At 46.3% G+C, this 24,969-nt stretch carries 14 protein-coding genes; 12 read left to right on the forward strand and 2 right to left on the reverse strand.

Translation table 11 applies throughout. The features are described from left to right. Together EC604_RS22945 and EC604_RS22950 are read left to right on the forward strand one after the other, a co-directional pair. Nucleotides 1-435: a PTS sugar transporter subunit IIA gene (locus tag EC604_RS22945; protein ID WP_123066356.1), complete on the forward strand. Its 435-nt coding sequence runs from the start codon at nt 1-3 to the stop codon at nt 433-435. Further along, entirely contained in the window at nt 432-1,577 is a 1,146-nt protein-coding gene (locus EC604_RS22950) for a mannitol-1-phosphate 5-dehydrogenase (protein ID WP_123066357.1), read from the forward strand. The genes EC604_RS22945 and EC604_RS22950 overlap by 4 nt, the downstream gene beginning before the upstream one ends. A gap of 291 nt (nt 1,578-1,868) precedes the next feature. Here the strand turns inward: EC604_RS22950 and EC604_RS22955 are convergent, their stop codons facing one another. Continuing rightward, nucleotides 1,869-2,099, reverse strand: coding sequence for a cysteine-rich CWC family protein (locus EC604_RS22955; RefSeq protein WP_192895146.1), 231 nt, complete (start codon nt 2,097-2,099; stop codon nt 1,869-1,871). 183 nt (nt 2,100-2,282) lie between these two features. After that, the gene (locus tag EC604_RS22960) at nt 2,283-4,304 is read right to left on the reverse strand and encodes an endonuclease MutS2 (protein WP_123066396.1); all 2,022 of its coding nucleotides are present in this window, start codon (nt 4,302-4,304) and stop codon (nt 2,283-2,285) included. A gap of 547 nt (nt 4,305-4,851) precedes the next feature. Here EC604_RS22960 and EC604_RS22965 point away from each other — a divergent pair. From EC604_RS22965 to pulA (EC604_RS23010), 10 genes are all read left to right on the forward strand, one after another. Then, entirely contained in the window at nt 4,852-7,188 is a 2,337-nt protein-coding gene (locus EC604_RS22965) for a helix-turn-helix domain-containing protein (RefSeq protein WP_161557017.1), read from the forward strand. A 295-nt stretch (nt 7,189-7,483) separates the two neighbouring features. After that, nucleotides 7,484-8,437: an ABC transporter permease gene (locus tag EC604_RS22970; RefSeq protein WP_123066359.1), complete on the forward strand. Its 954-nt coding sequence runs from the start codon at nt 7,484-7,486 to the stop codon at nt 8,435-8,437. A gap of 45 nt (nt 8,438-8,482) precedes the next feature. Then, nucleotides 8,483-9,355, forward strand: a complete 873-nt coding sequence (locus EC604_RS22975; protein ID WP_123066360.1) for a carbohydrate ABC transporter permease — start codon at nt 8,483-8,485, stop codon at nt 9,353-9,355. A 144-nt stretch (nt 9,356-9,499) separates the two neighbouring features. Beyond that, nucleotides 9,500-10,999 (forward strand): extracellular solute-binding protein, encoded by a 1,500-nt coding sequence (locus EC604_RS22980; RefSeq protein WP_123066361.1) that lies wholly within the window; start codon nt 9,500-9,502, stop codon nt 10,997-10,999. A gap of 23 nt (nt 11,000-11,022) precedes the next feature. Next, nucleotides 11,023-12,126 (forward strand): glycoside hydrolase family 88/105 protein, encoded by a 1,104-nt coding sequence (locus EC604_RS22985; protein WP_123066362.1) that lies wholly within the window; start codon nt 11,023-11,025, stop codon nt 12,124-12,126. A gap of 351 nt (nt 12,127-12,477) precedes the next feature. Then, nucleotides 12,478-14,007, forward strand: coding sequence for an extracellular solute-binding protein (locus EC604_RS22990; RefSeq protein ID WP_240037116.1), 1,530 nt, complete (start codon nt 12,478-12,480; stop codon nt 14,005-14,007). Nucleotides 14,008-14,357: 350 nt separating this feature from the next. Beyond that, the gene (locus EC604_RS22995) at nt 14,358-15,626 is read left to right on the forward strand and encodes an S-layer homology domain-containing protein (protein WP_240037117.1); all 1,269 of its coding nucleotides are present in this window, start codon (nt 14,358-14,360) and stop codon (nt 15,624-15,626) included. A gap of 26 nt (nt 15,627-15,652) precedes the next feature. Beyond that, the gene (locus EC604_RS23000; RefSeq protein WP_123066364.1) at nt 15,653-19,321 is read left to right on the forward strand and encodes a DUF5704 domain-containing protein; all 3,669 of its coding nucleotides are present in this window, start codon (nt 15,653-15,655) and stop codon (nt 19,319-19,321) included. Between the two features lie 220 nt (nt 19,322-19,541). Continuing rightward, the gene (pulA, locus tag EC604_RS23005) at nt 19,542-21,731 is read left to right on the forward strand and encodes a type I pullulanase (RefSeq protein WP_123066365.1); all 2,190 of its coding nucleotides are present in this window, start codon (nt 19,542-19,544) and stop codon (nt 21,729-21,731) included. Between the two features lie 324 nt (nt 21,732-22,055). Continuing rightward, complete coding sequence (gene pulA, locus EC604_RS23010; RefSeq protein WP_123066366.1) at nt 22,056-24,932, forward strand: type I pullulanase; 2,877 nt, start codon at nt 22,056-22,058, stop codon at nt 24,930-24,932. Nucleotides 24,933-24,969: the final 37 nt, after the last annotated feature.

A 24,969-nucleotide genomic window follows, 5' to 3' on the forward strand; every position in this document is an offset into this window, starting at 1 on the left:
ATGAGTATGTTAACACAAGACAAAGTCATCATGAACGCTACGGCTCAGGATAAATATGAAGCGATTCGTATGGCAGGACAGATTTTGAAGGATGCAGGCCATATCACTGCGGATTACATTGACAAAATGATTGAACGTGAAGAGATTGTATCCACTTACGTCGGCAATGGGCTGGCTATTCCGCATGGTACAAAAGAGTCCAAAGCGTTCATTCTCTCCACCGGAATCTCGGTGATTCAGTTCCCGCAGGGGGTCGATTTTGGAGAGGAAAAAGCTTATATGGTCATTGGCATCGCGGCACAGGGCGGCGAACATATGGAGATTTTAACGAGCATTGCGGTGATCTGTGCCGAGGAAGAAAATATGGAAGCACTGCGCTATGCGAAAACCGCTGAGGAAGTAATCACCATTCTAGAAAGTGAAATGGAGCTATGAAGGCCCTCCACTTTGGCGCAGGTAACATCGGACGCGGATTTATTGGCTTGATTCTGTCCCGTGCCGGATATGAAGTGACGTTCTCGGATGTAAATCAGGAATTGGTGAATGCTCTTCGGGAGCGTGGGGAGTACACCGTCGAACTTGCCAATGAAAGCAAAGATCAAGAGACCGTAACCGGAGTAACAGCGATTGATGGGCGAGAGTTGCAGACGGTTGCTAAGGCCGTGGCGGATGCTGATCTGGTTACAACCGCAGTTGGTGTAGGCGTGCTAAAGCATATTGCACCCGGAATCGCAGAAGGTCTGGAGCAGAGAAGACGTGCAGGTTCTGTGCAAAAGCCGCTTCATATTATCGCTTGTGAAAATGCAATCGGCGGAAGCGCGCAGCTGAAAGAGCATGTATATGCTCTGCTGGACGAGAAGGCTCGTGCATTTGCTGATGAATATGTTTACTTTCCGAATTCAGCCGTAGACCGAATTGTACCCATCCAGAATCATGAAGACCTGTTGCATGTTCAGGTAGAGCCTTTTTACGAGTGGGTTATAGATCGCTCGCAGATGGCACCTGCTTTCCAACCAATGGATGGTGTCGTTTATGTGGATGATCTGGAACCGTACATTGAGCGGAAGCTGTTTACCGTCAATACGGGACACTGCGTAGCCGCATACATCGGCTATGTGCACGGATATGATACCATTCAGAAGGCCATTGCCGATGAAAAGGTGAAATCCGTTGTATACGGGGCATTGCAGGAAACGGGTCAGGTGCTGGTAAAACGCTTTGGCTTCAACCCGGAAGAGCATGAGCAGTATATTGTAAAAATTCTGGGGCGGTTTGTTAATCCTTATCTGACCGACGAGGTAACCCGTGTGGGGCGCTCGCCCCTGCGCAAGCTCTCCCCGAATGATCGTCTCGTTCGCCCGGCGCTTCTGGCGCGTGAAGACGACATGCCGGTGACACATCTCGCCATGGGCATGGCGGCGGCCTGCAAGTTTGATGTGCCTGATGATCCTGAAGCGGTCGAGCTGCAAAGCATGATCCGTGAAAAAGGCGTCGCAGCTGCACTATCACACTATACTGGTATGGATGAGAACCATCCGGTACTGGTGGAAGCAGTCAAGCAGTACAATCAGATGTAATCGGTTTGTATAACAGTAATCGAAGTCTGGCAAAGTGTATTGAAAGCTCAGCGTGGATCCACTAAGGCTGGGACGTTAGTAAGTTTATCTATCTGTTTATACAGAAATATAGATGAAAATATAGATGCCAAATCGTAATAACGAACTTAAGTCCGAATATAAAGAAACCATCCCTTCAAATTCATGATGCAGTTCCATTTGAGAGGGAATGGTTTCTTTTATTTTTCGATCCAGTTAACAATCGGCTCTTCATATCGCTTTAGCGAATAAGAGCTGGTTATAGCAAAAGAGTTACTCATGCTCACGTACATCATTCTTCAAACATCGTTGACAAATGCATGATTTGCCGCGTTGCTCGGCTGGAATGCGTTCAAACACACCTTCGGGGAAGGAAACATGGCCGCACCAACATTCCGAATGTGGTTTACCTTCAGCATAGGCACAAGCATTTCTTTCCCCGCAAAGTGGACATATCAGCGCATTGAGCGTTTGGCTAGGAGTGCTGTCTTGTTGATCAGACACTGCTTATCTCCCCCCTTTTTCATGGTTTTGCAATCCGGGCAGTGACCTTTTGTTGATTTTAGTATAACAAATACATTAGTTATGCACCCGCCTTTTATAATAATGACTTACTCCATCTGCACCGTAAGTAATTCGTATGAGTGTAACGTATACGCGGTTTGTTTTTCGTTGTAGGGCGAGCCTTCATTCTTCCGGTGGCAGCTCAATTTGTAATCCCTCGACATGTTTGCGTCCCATAAGTTTGCGTTTTTTACGGTTTTCTTTGCTTTCCAGCACAATGTCGAGATCATAATTGTCTGGATACAACTCATCAGCAGAAATGTGCAGACGCAGGCGTTTCTTATGAATTTTTAGTTTGCGTCCTCGAATCATGACTCCGATCTGTCCGTGGTTATCCTCTTCTTCACTTACTATGCCTGCCTGATCCAGATAGGCTGCATAGACACGGTCCCCTTTACGAAAAGCACGTATTGGTGCCGGTGCCGGATCGGAGACGGGAGACCTATCGTTTGAAGAGATAGTCTCACTTGGGACGGACTTATGTGCATCATGTTCTATAGATCCATTGTGTTCCATAGAGACAGGCACGGTAGTGTGAAGTTCACCATCTGTTTGTGATTGCGGTTCTTCTGCAACATCTTGCATCTTGTTCTTCGTGAGAGCTTCACCCACAACAGATTTGGAACGATCGATGATATGCTCGGGCATGCCCAGCTTCAGCGCAATGGAATATGCATAACTTTCACCGGCTTCTCCGATCCGAAGTCGATACAGAGGTTGGAGAGATACGGTGTCAAACTCCATGCGTGCATTTTCAAATCCAGATGTGGCTGAGGCAAAATGTTTAATTTCCCCAAAATGTGTTGTAGCCACCACGGTTGCTCCCCGGTGATGCAATTCCTCCAGCATGGCAATGGAAAGTCCTACGCCCTCTCCAGGATCTGTGCCTGACGCCATCTCGTCAATCAGTACAAGCGTGGAAGGATTCGCCTGCTTCAGAATAGTAATCATATTCCGAATATGTGCTGAGAACGTGCTGAGTGCCTGTTCAAGACTCTGACCATCGCCGATATCCACTGCGATCTGTTCGTATACAGCCATTTCACCTCTCTCATCCACAGGAACAAGCAGTCCAGATTGCATCATGAGAGTGAGCAGCCCCAATGTTTTGAGTGCAACGGTTTTGCCGCCTGTATTCGGGCCAGTAATGATAAGGGACGAGTATGTGTATCCGATGGAAAAATCAAGCGGGACCATGGACGGCCCCATCAAGGGATGCCTCGCTCGTTGCAGTTTAACTTTACCGTTGCTATTAACGCGTACGGATCGCCCATCTATAGCCGCTGCATATTTTGCTTTGGCGAACAGGAAGTCCAAAACACCAACGGTTTCTGTATTTAAGGCAATTTCTCGGCTGTACGATTCTGCCAGAGAAGTCAAGTCTCCGAGGATTTTCATCTCTTCCCGGGATTCCTCGGCTTGCAGTGAAGAGAGTTCCATCTGCAGTCCTGACAGCTCGGCTGGTTCGATATACACGGTTTGGCCGCTACCCGATTCGTCGAGCACGCTGCCTTTAACCTGTTTGCGGAACTCTTTTTTGATTGGCAGTACGGTTTTTCCATTACGCTGGCTCACGACCTGCTCCTGCATGATCGAACGGTGTTTGCTAACCATTGAATCCAGCTTGCGCTTCATGCGTTCCTCATTTACGTTGATTTTCTTGCGAATTCTTACGAGTTCCTTGCTCGCTTGATCCTGAATTCGACCGCTGTGGATACAGCGTTCGATCTCACTTCGTAAGGATTCCATGAGCATCATAGAGGAGGCATAACGACTTACGATGGGAGCGATGCCGGATTTACTCTCCATATACTTCATTAGTTGTGTGCAGCTGTGCAGAAATTGCGCGAGATGACTGAAGTCGCGTTCACTGAACAGATATCCCGTGCCAAGCAGATTGATAATGGTCTCCATTCCCTCCAGCGAAGGGATGGGTACGCTCGCTCCAAAACGGACAAGAGCTGTGGCCTCCGCAGTTTCGTCCAAGCGCATCTGAATCAGATGGACATCAGTCATCGGTTTGAGTTCCTTGGCATAACGTTTGCCTAGATAGGAAAGGGCACAGTCTGCAATATTTTTTTGAATATGATGGAAGCCAAGAGTGGTTAGGGTTTGCTCGTTTGAACTCTTGATATTTGCTGTCATGCTAGCGTCATTATTGTTGATATTAATATTCACGTCTAAATCTCTCCTTCATGTAAAATGTTTTTGTGTGCCTATATTCAAAAAATATTCCTCTTGGAAAACACAAAAAGGGCGGAGAATGAACAAACGTCATTCTCCGCCCTGAACGTATGGGAAAGCAAAGTCCGTATAAGGTCTAACCAAAAAATCCGCGCTGAACACAGCGCGGAAATAGACCCGGACATAGGCAATCCCGGAGGCGATGTTTGATTTCCGCTGTTCTTAACTAAGTACAGGGTTCTGACGCATCATGAAACACACGTATGCCTTGACGGCAAAAGTGTCATGAAAAGCCAAACTCCTGAATATGAAACTTGATTAGTTAAGAACGCTCACCGACATCAAAATCTCTCCTTCGACCTGAGGAATATACAAGTAATATAAACTGGAAAACACTTCAAGTCAACAATTCTGAATAAAAGATGTGGACTTGATTATGAATGGGTTTTAAAATAACAATAGTAATTTAAACCAATGTAAGCGATTTTATAAAAGGGAGATGCTCTTCTTGCCTAAATATCTACTGCGTCTGCTCTGCTTTACGATGATTCTTGGGGCTTTGCCGGTCATAGTGATTGGTTCCGTCTCGTATACGATTGCTTCGCGTGATATCGAACAGAAAGTGCGCGAGAGCAATCTTCAGATACTACATCAGACTCAGATGCGAGTGGAACAAGTATTACGCAGTTTACAACTGTCCTCAATCCAGTACGTCAATTCACCATTGGTGCTGCGTGCAATGAAGCAACCGCTGAATAGCAGCGAATTTCAAGAAATTCGTGATTTGACATCCGGTTTTAACAATCTGCAGGTGGTTACAAGTATTGATCAGGCTTACCTCGTAAATCTGGAACAGGACTGGGTCGTATCGATGCGTTCTTTTGGTAAACTGGGTGATTTCAGCATTAAAGATCGAATCGGAACCTATCTTACATACACCAATAGTTTATTCTGGGTGACTCAAAACAAAAGTTCATCGAAAGAGAGTGTCCCTGTATCAGCAGGCATGGGTGAGGCCTTAACGGAACAGGCACCTACCTTGATCTCTTCGGATAATGTAGTCAGCATGGTTTTTAAAATTCCGATGGTGCCCACAAACGTGAAACCAAAAGGATTTCTTGTCATTGATATTGCGGATGCGGAGCTGAGCAGCTTTTTGAGCCGGAATCCGAATTCAGGTGATCTGTATGTTCTGGACAAGGATCAGAGGTATTTTTTGAATGATACGAATTATGCAAATAAATACGATGTGCTGAACAAAGATATTCAGGAAAAGGTTCAGACGACGGGGGAACCCCAAGGATTTTTCAGTGCCGAAGTAGAAGGTAAACCTGTAGCCGTCAGCTACAGGCAGTCACCTCTAAATGGCTGGTTATACGTGTCGGTCGTATCGCTCGGACAGATTACAGCTCAGTCGCAAAAGATTGCAGTGGTGACCGGGGTGGCGACGTTAATTATGTTATTGGTGACCGGGCTTGTGGCCATCTATGGTAGCCGGCGCATGTACTCGCCAATCTCTAGACTGCTGCAATTTACAAAAGGGCTGGATTCTCCGCTTCCTCCTGCAGGACGTCGTCAGGATGAATTTATTTATATTGAGGAACGCTTGTCTACACTGTTTAGTTCTGAGAAAACGATGCGTGAGCAGATGAAGGGGCAGCATGTGCATCTTCAGGAGTTTTTTATGACCAAACTGCTGACAGGCAAAATATCGGAAGAAGATTTCAGATATCAGGGCGAATTGTATGATTTCCCCACCGGATGGTCACATCTGGGCGTGCTGATGCTTCAGATTGATACCCTCGAAGGCACAAGGTATGAGGAGCAGGATCGGGATCTATTGCTGTTTGCAGTCAATAATATGGTAGGTGAGTTACTGCCTTCCGAGATTCGGTTCACACCGGTCATGCTGGATGATGCGCAAGTTACTGTACTTGCTTCTGAACTGAATGATGAAGTGCAGCTTAAGGAATGGATGCATACACAAGCGGATTGGATTCGTGAACGAATCGTAACTTATCTGAACCTGCCGGTAAGCATAGGCATTAGCCGGACATACTCCCGCATTGGAGATACGCCTAGAGCCTATCAAGAGAGCAAAGAAGCGTTGCAAGGCAGAGTCAGCTTGGGTAGCCGAATTATTTTACATTATGAGGACATCCAACCAAGAGGTCAGATGGAAGCTGCGCTGTATACGCAGTTACGAATGATCGAAGATCAGTTGGCTTCAGCGATCAAACAGGGAGACGAAGAAAAAACGGATATCTATTTTACACAATATTTAGGATTGCTGGCGGATAAAAAGCTGCATTTCAGCGAATATCCAGTCATCATGGTGCAGTTATTGTCACGAGTATATCAACTTGTGCAAGAGCAGGGCGGAGATGTGGCAGAAGTACTTGGTGAGAAAGCTTCCATGGCATATTTGCTTAAACTATCAACACTGGACGAGATGACCGGTTGGTTCCGTAAGCGATTATTTTTGCCTGTGATTCGTTTCTGGAAGGAACAAGAGGAGTCACAATATATGAATATTGCCCGCCGGATGATTCGACTGATCGAGGAACGGTATGATCGGGACTTATCGCTCGAGGCTTGCGCCGAGGAATTGAACTTCCATCCGGTCTATTTAAGCCGGGTCTTCAAGAAGGAAGCGGGGGTTAATTTTACCGAGTATCTTGCAGAGTACCGCATGGAAAAAGCCAAAACGTGGCTTCAGACGACAGATTTGAAAATATCGGAAATCGCCGAAAAATTAAATTATACGAACCCCACGGCATTTATCCGTACATTCCGCAAAATAACAGGAACAACTCCCGGCAAGTACAGGGAGCAGCAACGCTAGAGAACAAGGCCTGCTCTGCCCTCACGGCAGGCAGGCTTTTGGCGTTCAATTTAACGTTCTTTTTTAAGTCCATTCGTAGCTTATAAACCATAGTTAAACCAGGAACATACAGGTTGAAAGCAGTTCATTTCGAGTATAGCCAGCCATGCTTAAGAGGTTAAAACCCTTGATACATAAGGGAAAACAAAAGGCTAAAACGAGATGATAGCCAGTGATTCGATTATCCGCCACAATGGAGACATGAATTCAGGAAGTGATCTTTTGTAATCGTTTCCAACGTGGGGAGGAAGACACTATGAAAGCCGAAACGGCTGCTCGAACACGGCCCGCTACCCGCAGTGACAAAAACCTGCTCTGGAGGGACGTCATCAAAAACCGGTGGCTGTACATTATGCTGATTCCGGGAGTACTTTACTTTGTTATCTTCAAATACATACCGATGTATGGGATTACGATGGCTTTTCAGGATTACACGCCGTACAAAGGCATTTTGGGGAGTGACTGGGTAGGATTCAAACACTTCCAGCGTTTTTTTGGAGAACCGCAGTTCTGGACCTTATTTAGAAACACGTTTTTACTTGCGATTTATAATCTGGTTTTCTTTTTTCCATTACCAATTTTACTTGCGCTTATGATGAATGAGGTTCGGCGGGAGCGTTTTAAACGCTTCGTACAGACATTGGTTTACGTTCCACACTTTGTTTCCTGGGTTGTTGTGGTTGGTGTGTTCTACATGCTGTTCACGACTGAAGGCGGTGCAATCAATGAACTGCTCTACAACCTGACGGGACAAAAAATTGCCTTTCTGCTTGAACCGGGATGGTTCCGTACGATGATTGTAGGACAATCCATTTGGAAAGAAGTAGGCTGGGGCACAATTATCTTCCTGGCAGCACTCTCTGGTGTAGATACACAGCTGTATGAGGCTGCTCGGATTGATGGTGCTAACCGCTGGCGTCAGACCTGGCACATAACGTTGCCGGCGATTCGGAGTACCATCATTATTTTGCTCATTTTGCGTCTGGGTCACTTCCTAGATACAGGCTTTGAACAAATCTTCCTGATGCTGACACCTACTAACCGTGACGTGGGCGAGGTATTTGACACCTACGTATACACGAAGGGGCTTACCCAAGCACAGTACAGTTATAGTGCTGCTGTCGGATTGTTTAAGTCGGTTGTTGGACTGGCGCTAGTGCTTGGTGCCAACACGTTAGCCAAAAAATTCGGGGAGGAAGGCGTCTATTAGTGCAATATTGGCAGACGCTCTTCATCAGACAGGAGTGAACATTAGATGCAACAGGACAAAACATGGGGCAACCGGATCTTTGATTTTGTGAATCATGGCTTGCTGCTTTTGATTGGTATCGTAACCGTAATCCCGTTCATTTATATTTTGGCTGTGTCGTTTACCAGCCCGCATGAAGTGGCTAAAGGCGGATTTATTCTTTTTCCCAAAGAGTTCTCCTTGGCAGCCTACCGTTACATTTTTTCTACAGATACATTGATTCGAAGTCTCGGTGTATCGATCTATATTACCGTTGTGGGTACGCTAATCAACTTGCTGTTTACATCGCTTATGGCTTACCCGCTATCCAGAAAGTATTTGCGTGGACGCCAGCCGATCCTGCTGGGTGTACTGTTCACGATGCTGTTCAGTGGCGGTATGATTCCAACGTATTTCGTCGTTAAATCCCTGCATCTTACCGATACACTCTGGTCTTTGATGTTGCCAACGGCGATCAGTGCGTTCAACCTGATCGTACTCAAAAACTTCTTCCAAGCCATCCCAGATGAGCTGGAAGATGCGGCCAAAATCGATGGCTGTAACGATGTCAGCGTTTTATTCCGCATTGTGCTGCCACTCTCGATGCCAGCCATGGCTACCTTTTCACTCTTTTATGCCGTGGCACACTGGAACAGCTTCTTCAGTGCCGTCATCTATATCAACGACAGTGAGAAGTGGCCTGTACAAGTCTGGTTACGTGAGATTGTCATTTTGGCACAGAGTCGAATTGGCGATACGAGCATTGAAGAAACCGAAATTCAGCCGCTTACGATTCGCATGGCTGTTATCGTATTCTCTACCATTCCGATTATGTTGGTCTACCCATTCCTGCAAAAGCATTTTGCCAAGGGAGTGATGCTCGGTTCGGTAAAAGGCTGATTAGTGCAGCGTGTGGTGTGAAGCGTATTACTGAATTGTGAACATTAGTCCATGATTGGGAGTGGAGAACTGGAACGTTATAAGGTTGTTAGATTTTAAGATTTTAAGGCTGTGACTGTATATCAAAAAGGGAGGTTTTCATGAATGAAGGCAACAAAAAAGAAAGCCGTAGCTGTTCTGAGTACACTGGCTCTGGTGACCGGTTTACTGGCGGGATGCGGATCAGAGGAAGGTCAGGCTGCCGAAGGCGGCGTGCAGAATGTATCTATCGCTATTGCACAGGTGGGTGATGTCCCTAGCAAGGGCAACGAGGTACAGAAAAAAATTGAAGAGTACACCAACACCAAACTGGACATCCAGTGGATTCCGGCATCTGCGTACAATGACAAAATTAATGTTATGATCGCCTCCAGCGACATGCCGAAAATCGTAAAGGTGCAATATAACCCAACGGTGACCAATGCGATGCGGAATGACGTGTTCTGGGAAGTCGGACCTTTACTCAATGAGTACAAAAACCTTTCTGCCCAAAATGGACGTTTCTTTGACAACATTAAGGTTAACGGCAAAATTTACGGCGTGCCCGTATTCTCTGATATTGCAAGGGCAACAGTCATTTACCGCAAGGATTGGTTCGACAAGTTGAATCTGAAAGTACCAACAACACCGGAAGAGTGGTATGAAACGATCAAGACGTTGTCCACTTCCGATCCGGATGGCGATGGACAGTCGAATACGTTTGGATTGATGTTGTTCAAAAAGTATAACGAAGATCAGTATTCTTTTACGACTCGCCTTGGTGTAAGCTTTGGCGCACCGAACAAATGGAAGGTTGAGAGCGATGGCAGCTTTACACCAGAATTCATGACACCAGAATATATGCAAGTGATGGATTTGCTGAAACGTTTGTATGAAGAGAAATTGTTAAACCAGGACTTCGCTGTATTTGATTCAACGGAAGCGGAGAAAAAGTATGATTCCGGCGTTGTCGGCATGCGTGTAGGTGTGGCGCAGAATGGTAAAAGCCAGCAGGAACGTCTGTCGAAAAACAATCCGGACGGCGTTGTAGATATTGCCGGTTTGCTGGGGCCAAATGGTGACCGTGTAGCTGGACAGACAGGAAACTCGGGCATTCTGGCTTTCCCGAAAGCTACGGTAAAATCGGAAGAGGAACTGAAAAGTTTGCTGTCATTCCTGGATAAATTGATGGATCCGGAGATGGCAACGCTGCTTATGCGTGGTTTGGAAGGCAAACATCACACCAAAGTCGGAGACAACGAAGTGGAAATGAGTGACTTTGATGCCTTCCAGCGTGAAGTGAAACCTTATCGTGATAATTTCCCTTATGTTGAAGGTTATAATGTACCTAAACTGAAGGACAACGAGCTTGGCGAAAAAGGAACGGCTTTGGTAAAGGAACTGGCAGAACATGCGGTACCAAACCCTGCATTGACGTTGTATTCGCCGACATACGGTGACCGCGGAGCGGATCTGGATCAGATGATCGCCGATGCGCAAACCAAATATATTATGGGCAAGATCGATCAGAGCGGCTGGGAAAAAGAAATTGAGAATTGGGCTAATGCAGGCGGCACCAAAATCCGCGAGGAATATGCCGAAGATTACAAAAAACAGGCTCAATAAGGAGCGAAACCGGAGGTTTGATCATGAAGGAAACGTTACAACATACACCGATGCGCATGGCTGACCAGTTTATGGAGAGTTATCGTAACCATGAGCTGTATTCGATCTGGCATTATGAGAATGGGTGTCTGCTCAAAGCACTGGAAGAACTGTATGCCCGTACAGGCGAACAGAGATATTTCGATTATATTCAGGAACTTATGGATCATTTCATTCAGGAAGACGGATCGATTCGGTCCTATACGATTGAGGAATATAATCTGGATCAGATCAACCAGGGGAAATCACTATTTTTCCTGCTCGAGAAAACGGGTCAGGAAAAGTATCGCAAAGCTTCGGAGCTGCTGATGACGCAGTTGAAAGGGCAACCGCGTACAAGTGGGGGCGGTTTCTGGCACAAGAAAATCTATCCGTTCCAAATGTGGCTGGATGGATTGTACATGGCGACACCTTATCTGACTCAATATGGAGCCGTGACTGGTGAAGAGAAGTGGTTCGACAAGGCTGCTCTGCAATTGCTGTTGGTGGAGGCACAAACTCGTGATCCACGCAGTGGCTTGCTCTACCACGCTTGGGACGAGAGCAAAGAGCAGCGCTGGAGCTCCGGAGATACGGGATGTTCACCACATGTCTGGAGCCGTGCAGTGGGCTGGTATGTGATGGCGGTTGTAGATACGCTGGATTATCTACCAATTGATCATGAGCAACGTGGACAGATTATCGGTATTTTCGAGCGACTCGCGAATGCACTTGTCCATGTACAGGATCAGGAAACAGGGTTGTGGCCGCATCTGCTCGATCAGCCAGGGCGTGAGCGGAATTATCTGGAGGCTTCGGGTACCTCGATGTTTGTATATGCCCTTGCTAAGGGTGTGCGCAAAGGGTACTTGAGCGGGAAGTTTAAAGCGATTGCGGAAAAAGGATATCAAGGCCTGTTGCAGCATCTGTTGCAAACAGACCAGGAGGGTGTGCTTTCCCTGACACAATGCAACGGGGGAGCGGGACTTGGAGGAACTCCTTATCGTGACGGGTCCTACGAGTACTATGTGACTGAATCGATTCGTATCAATGATCCGAAATCAGTTGCTCCATTTATTTTGGCAGGGGTCGAGATGGAACTGGCATAATGCCGGTTCTTTTCTCCAAAACATTATGATAGCGCATACATTCTGAGGTTGAAGGCATCTATATAAGTTGAACTATTCATTTACACTCTAACGGAGAGGACAGAAAAAACCTGGAAAGCGAAGCGTTCGCCTAAAAGCTTTCTGCAAGAAAGCTACATCGGAAGCATATGCTTATCACCGGATTTTTCCCTTGGGAAAAGGGAATCAAAAAAATCTGGGGATAACCGCTACTCTCCAGGTTATTCTGTCATCGGAGTGTTCTGTGTAAAATCTTTAGTCCAACTTATATATGATTGAGGAATGAGGGCAAGTCCGCTGAACAATAGGTTTATCCAAAAGGAGAGATGGTTCATGAGTCCAAAAAGTCCAAAGCGTTCAAAGAGTCCAATGTTTCGCGTAGGAAGCTTCGTTATTGTTGGTGCGATGTCTGCCGGTTTGCTGGCTGGATGTGGGGGAGAAAAAGCTCCAGCCGCTGGGGAAGGCAAAATGCCCATTTCCATTTCATTGATGCAGGTGGGTGATGTGCCCGCTAAGGAAAATGCAATCGAGAAGAAGATTGAGGAATACACGAATACCGATGTAAACGTGCAGTGGATTCCGCAGTCGGCGTTCGACGACAAAGTCAATGTCATGGTGGCATCAGGGGAGATGCCAACGATTATGCGTGTCAATTATGTACCTACAACTTTTAATGCCGCAAAGACAGGATTGTTTTGGGAACTCGGGCCTTATCTGAAGGATTACAAAAACTTGTCCGCCCAATCGGAGGCTCATTTTAATAACATCAAGATTGAAGGCAAAATCTACGGTGTTCCGAATTTCCGGGATATCGGACGAACGGCAATCGTTTATCGGAAAGACTGGTTTGATAAGCTGAAACTGGATATCCCGAAAAATCTGGATGATTGGTATAAGGTCATGCGTTCCATCCGTAAGGACGACCCGGACGGTAATGGCAAGGAAGATACGTATGGTGCGCTGTTATTTAAAAAGTATAACGAGGGTGTATCTTCACCGCTGACCCGGATTGCTGTAAGTATTGGTGGAGTTAACAAATGGGGTGTGGACGATGCTGGTAAATTAACACCAGAGTTCCTGACTCCTGAATATGTGGATACGATGAAGCTGTTTAAGCGATTGTTTAATGAAGGTCTGATCAATAGTGATTTCCCTGCACTGGACCCTTCCGATGCGGACAAAAAAATGGATTCAGGTCTCGTTGCTATGAAACTGAACGGTGTCGCTCAGAACGGGAAATCATCCCAGCAACGGCTCACACCTAACGCACCGGATGGTGTCATTGATGTAGCGCCGTTTCAAGGGCCGGATGGCATTCGCATTGCGGGTGAGCCTGGAAACTACGGTATGCTTGTCATCCCGAAAGCATCTGTAACGGATGAAGCGCAGCTCAAGAAGGTACTCACCTTCCTGGATCAACTAATGGACGAGGAACTCAGCACGCTGCAACTTCGTGGATTGCTTGATGTGCACTACAGCAAGACGGCTGACGGTAAAACGGAACTGAAAGACTTTGATGCTTATCAACGTGAGGTCAAACCGTATCGTGATAACCTGTTGAGTGTTGAAGGATACAATGTGCCTGAGCTGGTCGATGTTCCTATTGGTATGAAAGGCGCGAAGATGGCTCGTGAAAATGAACAGTATGCAATTGCTAATCCTGCACTTACGCTTTCCTCCGTGATCTATACAGAGCGTGGTCAGGAGCTGGATCAGATGATTTGGGATGCGCAGACCAAGTACATTATGGGCAAGATCGATGATGCTGGCTGGGAACAGGAGGTTGCCAACTGGAGAAAAGCAGGCGGTGACCAGCTGATCACAGAACTGGAAGCTTCGTATAAAGAGCTTAACGGGAAATAAATGAGACTGCCATAAAAAAAAGGTTGATTTCATGCAAGGAATGGGTTTATTCTATAAAAGAGTAAAAATTCCATAATTAATAAGTGAGACCACACCTTAAAGCATAAGGCTATGAATCTGCGGATTCATGGCCTTTTTTGTTTTTGTTGGATAAAAAGTGGGTCTTAGGGAGGAGGGATAATCACCTTAGAATCATGGGGAAATATGAAAATGATACCAAAATACTAGTTATACATGGTAGAATATTGATTATATTTCCAAATTTAGTTTTTGGTTTTGTTTGATAAGCAAGTTAGCCGTTTGACCAAATGAAGCATCCCCATACTAAGGTACATAGGAGCGTGAACAGATTGAAAAAGAAGCAAGTGGTTCAAGGGAAGAAGAAAAAAGGATTTGTTTATATGATGGGGCTGTTGACAGCAGCCATGATGGCAGGAACATGTCTTTCTTTTGGAATGGGATATGGGCAGTGGACGACAGTGGTTAGTGCTGCGGGAGTGAACGACAGCGTAGGGAGTCGGTTCAGCGATATCAAGGGACACTGGGCTCAGGCAACGATTGCAAAAGCATATGAGAAAAATTTGATTTCCGGCTATCAGGATGGCACATTCCGTCCGAACGGTAAGATCACTCGCGGGGAATATGCTGCAATACTAGCTCGCGCGACCAGAATCGAGAATGCTCGGGGGCAGGAACAGGCTTCCTTCTCTGATCTTCAAGGACACTGGTCTGAGATGGCTGTCCGCCAGTTGGTGGGACAGGGCTTTATTGACGCTGGTGATTATGCCAGCGGTTTTAAACCCAATACGGAACTGACGCGATATGAAATGATGAAGTGGATTGCGAACGGACTACGTAAGTCGGACAGCAGTTTTCAGAATGCTTTTAATGATACGAAAAACACTCTACTGCCCACACCCGAAGTAAATCGCGGAACGATCCGTGATGAGCAGATTCCGTACCTCGCCCTAGTGCGCGGAACAGGCATTGTCGGTGGATTTCAAGACGGTACGTTAAAACCGGCAGATACGACAACTCGGGCAGAGGTTTCCGCTATTCTGCTTCGCTACATGGACGTGGAGGGAACAGATGCTTCCAAGTACAGCGACCTGAACGAGATGCGGGAAGTAGGCACGACAGGTACGAATTTAACGACGATTAGTAATTATAAGTATGGATCTGGCTCTGTCATGATTTCAGATCTATCAGAAGCTGATATTAGCCTTAGTAACAAGTCTGGAGTATTACAAATTCATCGTTTTATCGTTGTGGATGCGACTCAAAGTAAACCAGAAGGAATTTATGCTAAGCTTTTTATGCCTGAAAAGTATGCAAGTGGTTCGTATAGGACTTTTGTAGATATTTCCTTCAAATCTAATTTAGAAAGTTCTAATTTGATCACATTCAATAGGGGGTTATCTGATTCACTAATACAGTTTAATCGTCTCAATTTGGATGTGGCTAAGAAACAAGGTATTAATACAATACCTATGGACTCGGGACAATTATTAAAGAAGGGTATTAAAAAAAGAATTTGGGTTACTTCAACTCTGAGAAACACATCGTGGTCTTATTCTCTGAAAACAGATCAGATAGGTGAATTTAGAATTCAAAGGTAGTTCAGTAGGATGGTGAGTAGGTTGTAATGAGAAAAGTAATATGTTCTTGTGTAGCTATATTATTTGGAGTGTTGACCTTACAACTCACAGCGTTAATATTGACGTCAAACATAGTAAACGCTGTTGTAAGTGAGTATGGCCCTAAAAAAATGAAGAGCCCTCAGTATGTAACCATACTAGCTACCCCTACGGTGGGAAATCCGGGAGTGTATTGGTACCAAGAGAATAGTGGGAAATTTAGAGCTGATCATTCAGGAGGACCAACCTATGCAAATAATGCAGGAAGTTGCTCAAATCCATTTCCTGCAGCTACAGAGGTTCCCGATAGTGTAGATTTTAGTAATTGGCCACCAACAGACTGGCCTGATTACAATTCTATAAGAATTGATACTAATAAAGTTAAAAACATACGTATTCATGATGTTAAATATCAAGGAAGAGCAGATCAAAATTCATATACTGGTATAGGTGATATTAGACCTCCGTTCACATCAACTATTGTTGCTATCAGGACAATCACTGGAGGATATCATGTACCAACGGAGCAAAAACCTTTTGATAATGGTGGTAGAACAACTGCTGGATGTCCGAAGTATAATGTTGCCTACTTCACCCCTATGGACATCATTTGGGAAGGTGATTTAGAAGAAGAAAAAGAAATTGACGTTACACCTGATACTAACCTCACCATTGGTCAAACCAAACAGATGGTAGCCAAAGTAAAGACCAAAGGCTATGGCTCCACAACGTGGAGTGAGGGGGTCGATGTATCTGGCAGAGAGACGGAGATTAAATGGTTTTCTTCGGACGAAGCGGTGGCGAGCATTGAACTAAAGACAGGTATGTTAAAAGCAGAAAGCCCTGGGACGGTTACGGTACGTGCAATCTGGAACAATGGTACATATCTTATTTCGGATACAGCTACCGTTACCGTAACGTCCGAACCGGGATTGGTCGTGAACCTGCCGAATGCCTGTAAATCTACGATAACACCACTGCAGGCGGAAGCGGTTCTTACCAAATCAGATCGAAGTATTCATAAATTGACGGTACATCCCAAATTGACGTGGAGCAGCTCGAACGCTGCTGTGGCGACAATCGGTGCCGATGGTAAAATTACAACAAAGGGCATTGTAGGTACTACGATCATAAAAGCTCATTTCCTGGATACCACCCAGCGTATAGATGAGCAGGCTGAACAAGAGCTTGAGGTCAAGGATTGCTCCAATGGCGAAGATGGAGGAGGCACGGGCGGTGAAGATCCAGGTAACGATCCTGCGAATGCCTGTCCGGTGAGCATCAGTCCACCAAGTCGAGGCGCAGTACTTGAAGCTAAAGTGATGGACCCTTCGGTTCAAGGGATGCTAAGAGCAGACATTCGTGGTGCCGAGAAGTTTGATGTCACGCGTGGAATCCCAACGTCGGAAGATCTTTATGCAAATGTTCTCGCCAAGGGGTATTTGTTCCAGCACCGATGGGTGAACATGACGGGCACAGTGACCTATGATGTTAAAGTCAAGAAGACGTACCACAAAACGTGGACAATACCAGGACGTCCTTCTCGCGGTGAGGGGGATCCAGGCACACAACCAGAGCTCAAAGAACGTGATGTGCCAGGTGATCGATCGATGCGAGTAACAAGGGGATATAGTTACTGGCAGATTGATAACCTGGAGGTCTACAAATTAAATGAAGCCAAAGTGGCTAACTATGCGCTTGGTGGTTACGGAGGTATGGTTACACTGACACCGAATTCGTACATACCTCCAACCTTACAATCCATCACGGATAATGCTGTGCAGAGCCATGTCAAACCCTCACCATGTCGTGAGATTGATCTGGGTACCCAAACTGTCGAGGGGGGGGCCACTGAACCGCCTATGCCGATGGAAACTTCACTTTTTCAAGCAGAAGCAGAAGCGGTGGTTCAGGAGAATACGGTTAACAATGACAAAGTGGTTTTTAATGGTGCGACTATTATGAATAATAGCCCAGCCCAGAAGGAAGCCCCCAGACCTGGCATGGTTCCGCAGCCTCATATGATTGGGGATGATGTGTTATATCAGAATAGATTAACCATCCAGAACACACTGATGAACAGAGCAGATCAGCCGAGTACGGGTGAAATATTCTACGGATTATTGCCTGAGAACGTAAACGGTGGACAAAATCAGCGGTTTTCAATTCCCGGAATCAATCCGGTCACGGTACATACACCAGTGGTCAACTATGCTTGGGTTTCGGATGATCAGCCCCATAATCAGAAAACGAAACCAGATCCTGTGCGGGCGGCGTTAATTCTGGAACGTCCGTTTATGGTTCGTATCCCTACGTCAGGACAACATCTAGATGAAGTACGTTATCCTGGTTACGGAAATCGCGATTACGGGAAGTATTTTCGCAGTAAACAGGTGCGTTTCCCGTTCGATGTTTACACGGATCGCAAAAGCAGCTTTATTCCAGCCAAAACCTGGGTAGATATTCCCGTTAATCAAATGGATACTGCCTTTGTGCTTCCTGTCTGGATTGATGAAGGCACGTATCAGATTGAGTTCCGCAACATTGCAGAGAATGCACCCATGCATTTCACAGAACAACCCGATGCGAATACGGACTTGGCACATCATGTCGCTGCGGATACGGTAGCTGTGGAGGTCATTGGGCGATTGTATGATTTTCGAATCACAGATGTCGCGGACTATCATTGGGAGAAGGTGTTTCGTCAACGACCAGGAAGTCCCGAGCCCACGGGAGTTAACTACTGGACAGGAACAAACGAAATTGATGGAGATCCAAGGGGCAACTTGGCTCCGTTTGTTTTGCCAATCCGCCCAGGCAGCCACCCTATGCAGGGATTTCGCAATGTTGCTGTGAAGACAGGCTATCACTTTAAGTTTGATGTGAAGACTAAAGGGAATATGTTTGGCAAACAGGATGGTATCCGAATCACACCAACCTTCTTTTATATCCCTAAAGACGGAAGCGAAAGGCAGGAAGTGGAGTTGTACTACCATCGGGGGCAGCAACAGCTTATCCGTATTGGATCTGTACAGGATGTTGAAAAGCGTTATGTTGTGCTGAATGCAAGGCTACGAAACGTGCCTGGAATGGAACTCGGTGATACAGCACGTTATGAGTACACCCATGAATGGACACCAGAAGATAGACAGTTGTATACGCTGGAACAGGCGATGGTTCGGTTCGTGACCCAGACGTCACATCGTCAAACTTGGACAGGCAGGTATGATTGGATGATTCTCCCTTCACAGATTCGTACACTCATAGGTCCCAAAACAGACCTTCCTTCCGGGGTAGATATAGATCGGGCGAATGCCGCCATACAGCGCTGGTACGGAGAATATAGTCTGCCAGCGGACGTATATGCTGTTCCCAAAGGCACGAATTTGGAGCGTCTGGCCCGAGAAAATTTGCTAGATGACAAGACTCCTGTATCCCTGCAAGATGGATACATCGTAGTGAACTTTAATCTGGAAACGTTACAAAATGGCAATACACTCGCGCCTCATCTGCAATATATGCATGCCCCATTAATGAATCAATGGAAACTGGAAGGTTTTAACGGGAGTCCAGTGGATGAACAGGGGATAAGATGGCCGATGAGAGATGGAGATGTGGTGTGGTATCATGCAGATCAATCCAGCCGTGATGATTTTCAAGCTCAGGTACCTCATTAAAGAAAAGACGGGTTTGAGATAAAAGTGGAAGCTTTATATACGAAGTAGCCGTGATGTGAGTCTGCGTCACGGCTGCTTCTTTTTTGCATAAGCAGATTATGCTTGATCCCATGAACGGGTATAAAGGTTAAGGAGCACTTTCCTGTTATTCATTCCACACTTCGCTCTACATTCCGTATTACATGCCTAACATACTACGCTCACCGAGAGGGGAATTGATATGATTGACGATGTTCAGCAACAGCAAATCGCTCCGAAAACAAATATAGCTTTGATTACGAGTGCATATGAAGGGGGAGATCTGGGTGTTACCATTCAACCGAATCTGTGTTCTTTCAAGGTTTGGTCTCCAACTGCGGTTCAAATGGAACTTCTTCTGTACCCACCCCTCACAGGTGGAAACCCCGATGACATCCCGAGCGCGTTGAAGCAAAGCATTATGCCAATGCATTCCGGTGAACAGGATGTGTGGATTTTGAAAGTGGAAGGCAATTTACGAGGTTATCGCTATATGTTCAAGCCAACGTTTGACGATGGAACTTCAACGATCGCGGTTGATCCTTACGCGCGAGCCGTAACCATGAACGGAGAAATGGGCGTTATTGTGGACATGCGGGAGACTCACCCTGAGGGCTGGGAGCAGGATGAACGTCCCGAATTGAATCACCCCACGGATGCTGTTCTGTATGAGCTACATGTTCGGGATTTCTCCATTCATGCTTCTTCCGGGATTACGAACAAAGGAAAGTATCTGGCTTTCACGGAGACCGGGCTTCGAGATGAAGCAGGCAATACGCTTGGGATCGATCATTTGGTTGAGCTAGGGATTACGCATGTACACCTATTGCCTGTATTTGATTTTGCTACGGTAGACGAGTCGAATGTAGATGATGATCTTAAGGATGCTTCTAACTATAATTGGGGTTACGATCCGCTGCATTACAATGTTCCGGAGGGCTCGTATGCATCACGCGCAGATGAACCTGAAACGCGAATTCGTGAATTCAAGTCCATGGTTCTTGCACTTCATCGTAAAGGGATAGGTGTCATTATGGATGTAGTGTACAACCACACGTTTGATACAGCGGAGAGTTCATTTGAAAAGCTGGTTCCCGGGTATTATTATCGTCAGCATGCCGATGGAACGTACAGTAACGGTTCAGGCACAGGCAATGAAGTGGCAACGGAACGAGCTATGGTTCGCAAATTTATCATCGATTCGGTGAGGTTCTGGGCAGAGGAATATCATGTGGACGGTTTTCGTTTTGATCTGATGGGGCTGATTGATGTTACGACGATGAAACAGCTCGCATCCGAGCTTCATACTGAGGTATCCCCTTCCATCTTGTTATACGGCGAACCTTGGGGAGCAATGGAATCCCCTTTAGGTGATGAGATGACCTTGAAGGGAACACAGCGCGAAGCAGGCTTTGCAGTGTTTAACGATAATTTTCGTGGTGTTATTAAAGGAGACAGTGATGGGGATGGCAAAGGTTTTGCAACAGGTGAAGAGGGAAAAGAAGCGGAGTTATGGACTGGTGTGCAAGGGTCTATTCATGATTTTACGCAAGGTCCCGCTGAGACCATTAATTATGTAACCGTGCATGACAATCTTAATCTGTGGGATAAGGTGGCGCGTACGCAAGGGTTACAAGATAAACTAGGCTTTCTGACGTATGATGAGGATGGGAGTACCCGGGGATTCAACAATGTAGAAGAGGCTGTGCGACAAGCAAATCCTTATCTTCAGATCGATCCAGCGCATGTGCTCGGAAACGAAACGGTTAGACGCTGCCTTCTTGCAAACGGTATTGTACTGACGTCACAAGGTGTTCCGCTGATTGCGGCAGGAGATGAATTGCTGCGAAGCAAATACGGAGATGCTAACAGCCATGAGACTGGAGACGTGGTCAACGCCATTCATTGGGATCAGAAGCAACGATTTAAGCCGGTATTTGACTATTACCGCGGTTTGATTCGCTTGCGGCGGGAGCATCCTGCTTTTCGCCTGCGTACAAGCGAAGCGATTGAGCAGCATGTTCGACTTTTACAAAAAGGAAAAGGGTTGTTGTCATTCGAGCTGCAGGGTGCGGCTGTGGGCGATTCATGGCATCGGATTATCGTGATCTATAATGCGACCAAAGAATCTCATAGGATCTCTATCCCTTCAGGAACATGGGGAGTGGTTGTTGAAGATGGACAGGCTGGTGTGAATACGCTTCGCACTATCGAGTTCACGGAGAAAATGGAGGGCAGCAATAACATCCACGATCAGAGCACTCAACATAGCAAGAAGAGCATCAAGAATGGCTCAGACTATCAAGAGAGTAGCAACAATCAAGAGAGTAACATAAATCAAGTACAGGTCAACATGTTATCCATGACCGTATTGTTTTCGCAGTCTTCTTGAAAAGAGTCAAGCTTGTACAACGATAATAAAATGCCTGCTTTTTTGTAACAACAGTGCGGGAGCCATAACGATATATTTCAGTTAAAAAGTAACATAGTAGAACACTCTCTTGATATCAAAAAGAGGGTGTTTTTTTTGATTTCACAGGTACATAAGCTGTCAACCATACCGCTTGTTTACATATGATAGATGAAAGCGATTGCTCATCAATTGTTTCGAACGAACCGATATGTTGAGTACAGACAACCCCGGGTTGACAAAAGGCGTCCCACTTCGTAACATCGGGACAATACGAAATTAAAGGATATAAAGGCGGTGAGAACGATGCCGGAATGGACTTCTTTTTGTTATGAAGGCAACGATCTTGGCTTAACTTATACCAGTGTTGCGAGTACGTTCAAAGTATGGGCGCCTACAGCACAGCTGGTCCATATATTAATTTTTGAAAATGAGGGAGAGTATAACGATCTTGGCGAGGTAACCTATCATGAGGATGGCCAGGCATTTGAGATGACACGTGACCCTGACGGGATCTGGGAGCTGAATCTTTCGGGCGACTGGGCAGGACACTTTTATATGTATCGCATCGTTCATCATGATCAACGGGTAGAAATAGCAGCGGACCCTTATGCCAGAGCTGTTACAGCCAATGGGCAGCGGACGGCGATCATTGATCTGAATTTGACTCATCCAGACGGATGGGATCAAGATGTAAAGCCCGCCTTTGTGCACCCGGTTGATGCGATTATCTATGAACTGCACGTACGAGATTTCTCTTCCGATCCTCAGGTCGAACTTCCTTACAAAGGAAAGTATATGGCTTTTACGGCTACTGGGCTTACCGATGAGGCAGGCAACCGAATTGGCATCGATCATTTGGTCGAACTGGGGATTACCCATGTACATCTGTTGCCCGTGGCCGATTACCAGACGGTAAATGAACTCGCCGCAGCGAACACCGATCCAATGGCCAAAGTACCCTATAACTGGGGCTATGATCCTCAACACTATAATGTACCAGAGGGTTCCTATTCGACGGATCCACGAGATCCTGCTGTTCGCATTCGGGAGTTTAAATCGATGATTCAGTCGCTACACCAGCAAGGTATCCGTGTTGTGCTTGATGTCGTCTACAATCATACGTACAGTGTGGAAAAAGGCCCTTTTGAGCGAATCGTGCCAGGTTACTTCTATCGTTATTATGAAGATGGTACACTCAGCAACGGTTCAGGTGTAGGGAATGAACTGGCAACAGAACGTCCTATGGTACGAAAATATATCCTGGATTCCTTACGCTATTGGGCAGAGGAATATCATATTGACGGATTCCGGTTTGATCTGATGGCACTGATTGATCTGGACACGATGAGCGAGCTTACCCGTCAGTTAAAAGAAGAGATAGATCCCACCTTTCTGATTTATGGAGAGCCGTGGATGGGAGGCGACTCGCCGCTGGGTCGTCAAACCCTTAAGGGAACACAGAGAGGCATAGGGTTTGCTGTATTCAATGATCATTTTCGCAGTGCGATTAAAGGGGACAGTGACGGTAGAAGTAGAGGATTCATCACGGATGCGGGAGGCATGGAATATGAAATAGGCAAAGGTGTGGCCGGAGCACTGGATGACTTCACCTCTTCCCCTGCCGAAACCGTTAATTATGTGACCGCTCATGATAATCTGAATCTTTGGGATAAAATAGCTACCTCGCTCCAGCTTCGACATGATCTGGGCTTTCCTGTATGGAAAGACGGTCAGCCTGTCGAGGGGGGCAGTGCCGAGTCGGCGGTTAAGGCTTCAGATCCGTATCGATACGTCGATGAAGCAGATGTACTGCATAATGAAATGGTTCGCCGTTCCCTTCTTGCATCTGGCATCCTGCTTACTTCACAAGGGATACCATTTCTTCATGCCGGTGATGAGATGTTAAGATCCAAGGCTGGAGATCATAACAGTTATCGAAGCGGTGATGCGGTAAATACGATCACATGGGCCAATAAAGCCCGATTCAGACCTGTATTTGACTATTATCGTGGGCTGATTCACTTGCGGCGCACCCATCCGGCGTTCCGTATGAGTGAGGCTGAACAGGTTCGGAGACATCTTCGCTTCATTCGAAGGGATGGTAACGTTGTTGCGTATATGCTCGAACATGGAGCGAACGAAGATTCATGGCATCGGATTATGATTATTTATAACGGCTCGGATGAACCTCAGACCATACATTTAGATGAGGGTGAATGGAAGGTTGTTGTGAATCATCATACCGCTGGAACTGACGTGGTCGAGACTGTCACGAGCGAGGTTCAGGTGGAACGTTGGTCGCTTATGGTTCTGTACGACAAGGAGCTCACTACCCAGTCAGAACCGGCTGCACTGGAAATCGCTCTTCCGCGCAGGGTATTTGCTCCACAGGAAACTTCTCTGCTACGAGCAACGGTGAGGGATCATATCGGCAATGTATTGGAAAATGTACCTGTAGAATGGAACTCTTCTGATCCAGACACTGTTCGTATAGAAAAAGATGGCACTATTCGTACGTTGAGTCGAGGGGTAGTGTCAATTACAGCAAGCGTCGGTTCGATCGCAACGTCTTGTACCGTTCAGGTCGATATCCGCTACGCTGAACGAATCGAAATCATAGGTGAACCTGTGCTATATACAACTCGAATCAATCGCTTTCGTGCGCTGGTTCTGGATCAGTATGGGCAGCCCCTTACAGATGCTCATATCCGCTGGAGTTCCTCTCATTCGGATGTGGCTGCTGTAAGCCAAGCGGGAATTGTGAGGGCGCTGACTTCAGGGAAATCAATGATCATCGCAGAAGTAGGAACCATACGGGCGGCATATGCGGTTACGGTTCACAGATATCTGTCACGAACCGTGACCATCTGTTACGAGCGAGCTGATGGCTGTTATGATGGCTGGGATGTTTGGGTATGGGGAACGGGTATGGAGGACGGAGCCATCCGCTTGGAGCGGGCAGGCCATGTTGCAGAAGCTCGGTTCCGCGTAGCTCCTGGTCTGCATCATGTGGGTTTTGTCATCAGGCTGAATGAGTGGGAGGCCAAGGACACTTGCGGAGATCGCTATGTGGATATCATACCTGAGGATGGTGATGTGCAGATTATGGTGCAAAGTGGATCAGACGAAATGCAGATTGTGCGAGAAAATCCTGAAAAGGATGGTCTGAATAGCGCATGATGTTTGCTGTTCTGTACGTTTTGAACAGGAAATTCAT

It is taken from the genome of Paenibacillus amylolyticus (assembly GCF_003719335.1).
GTDB classification, from domain to species: Bacteria; Bacillota; Bacilli; order Paenibacillales; family Paenibacillaceae; genus Paenibacillus; species Paenibacillus amylolyticus_D.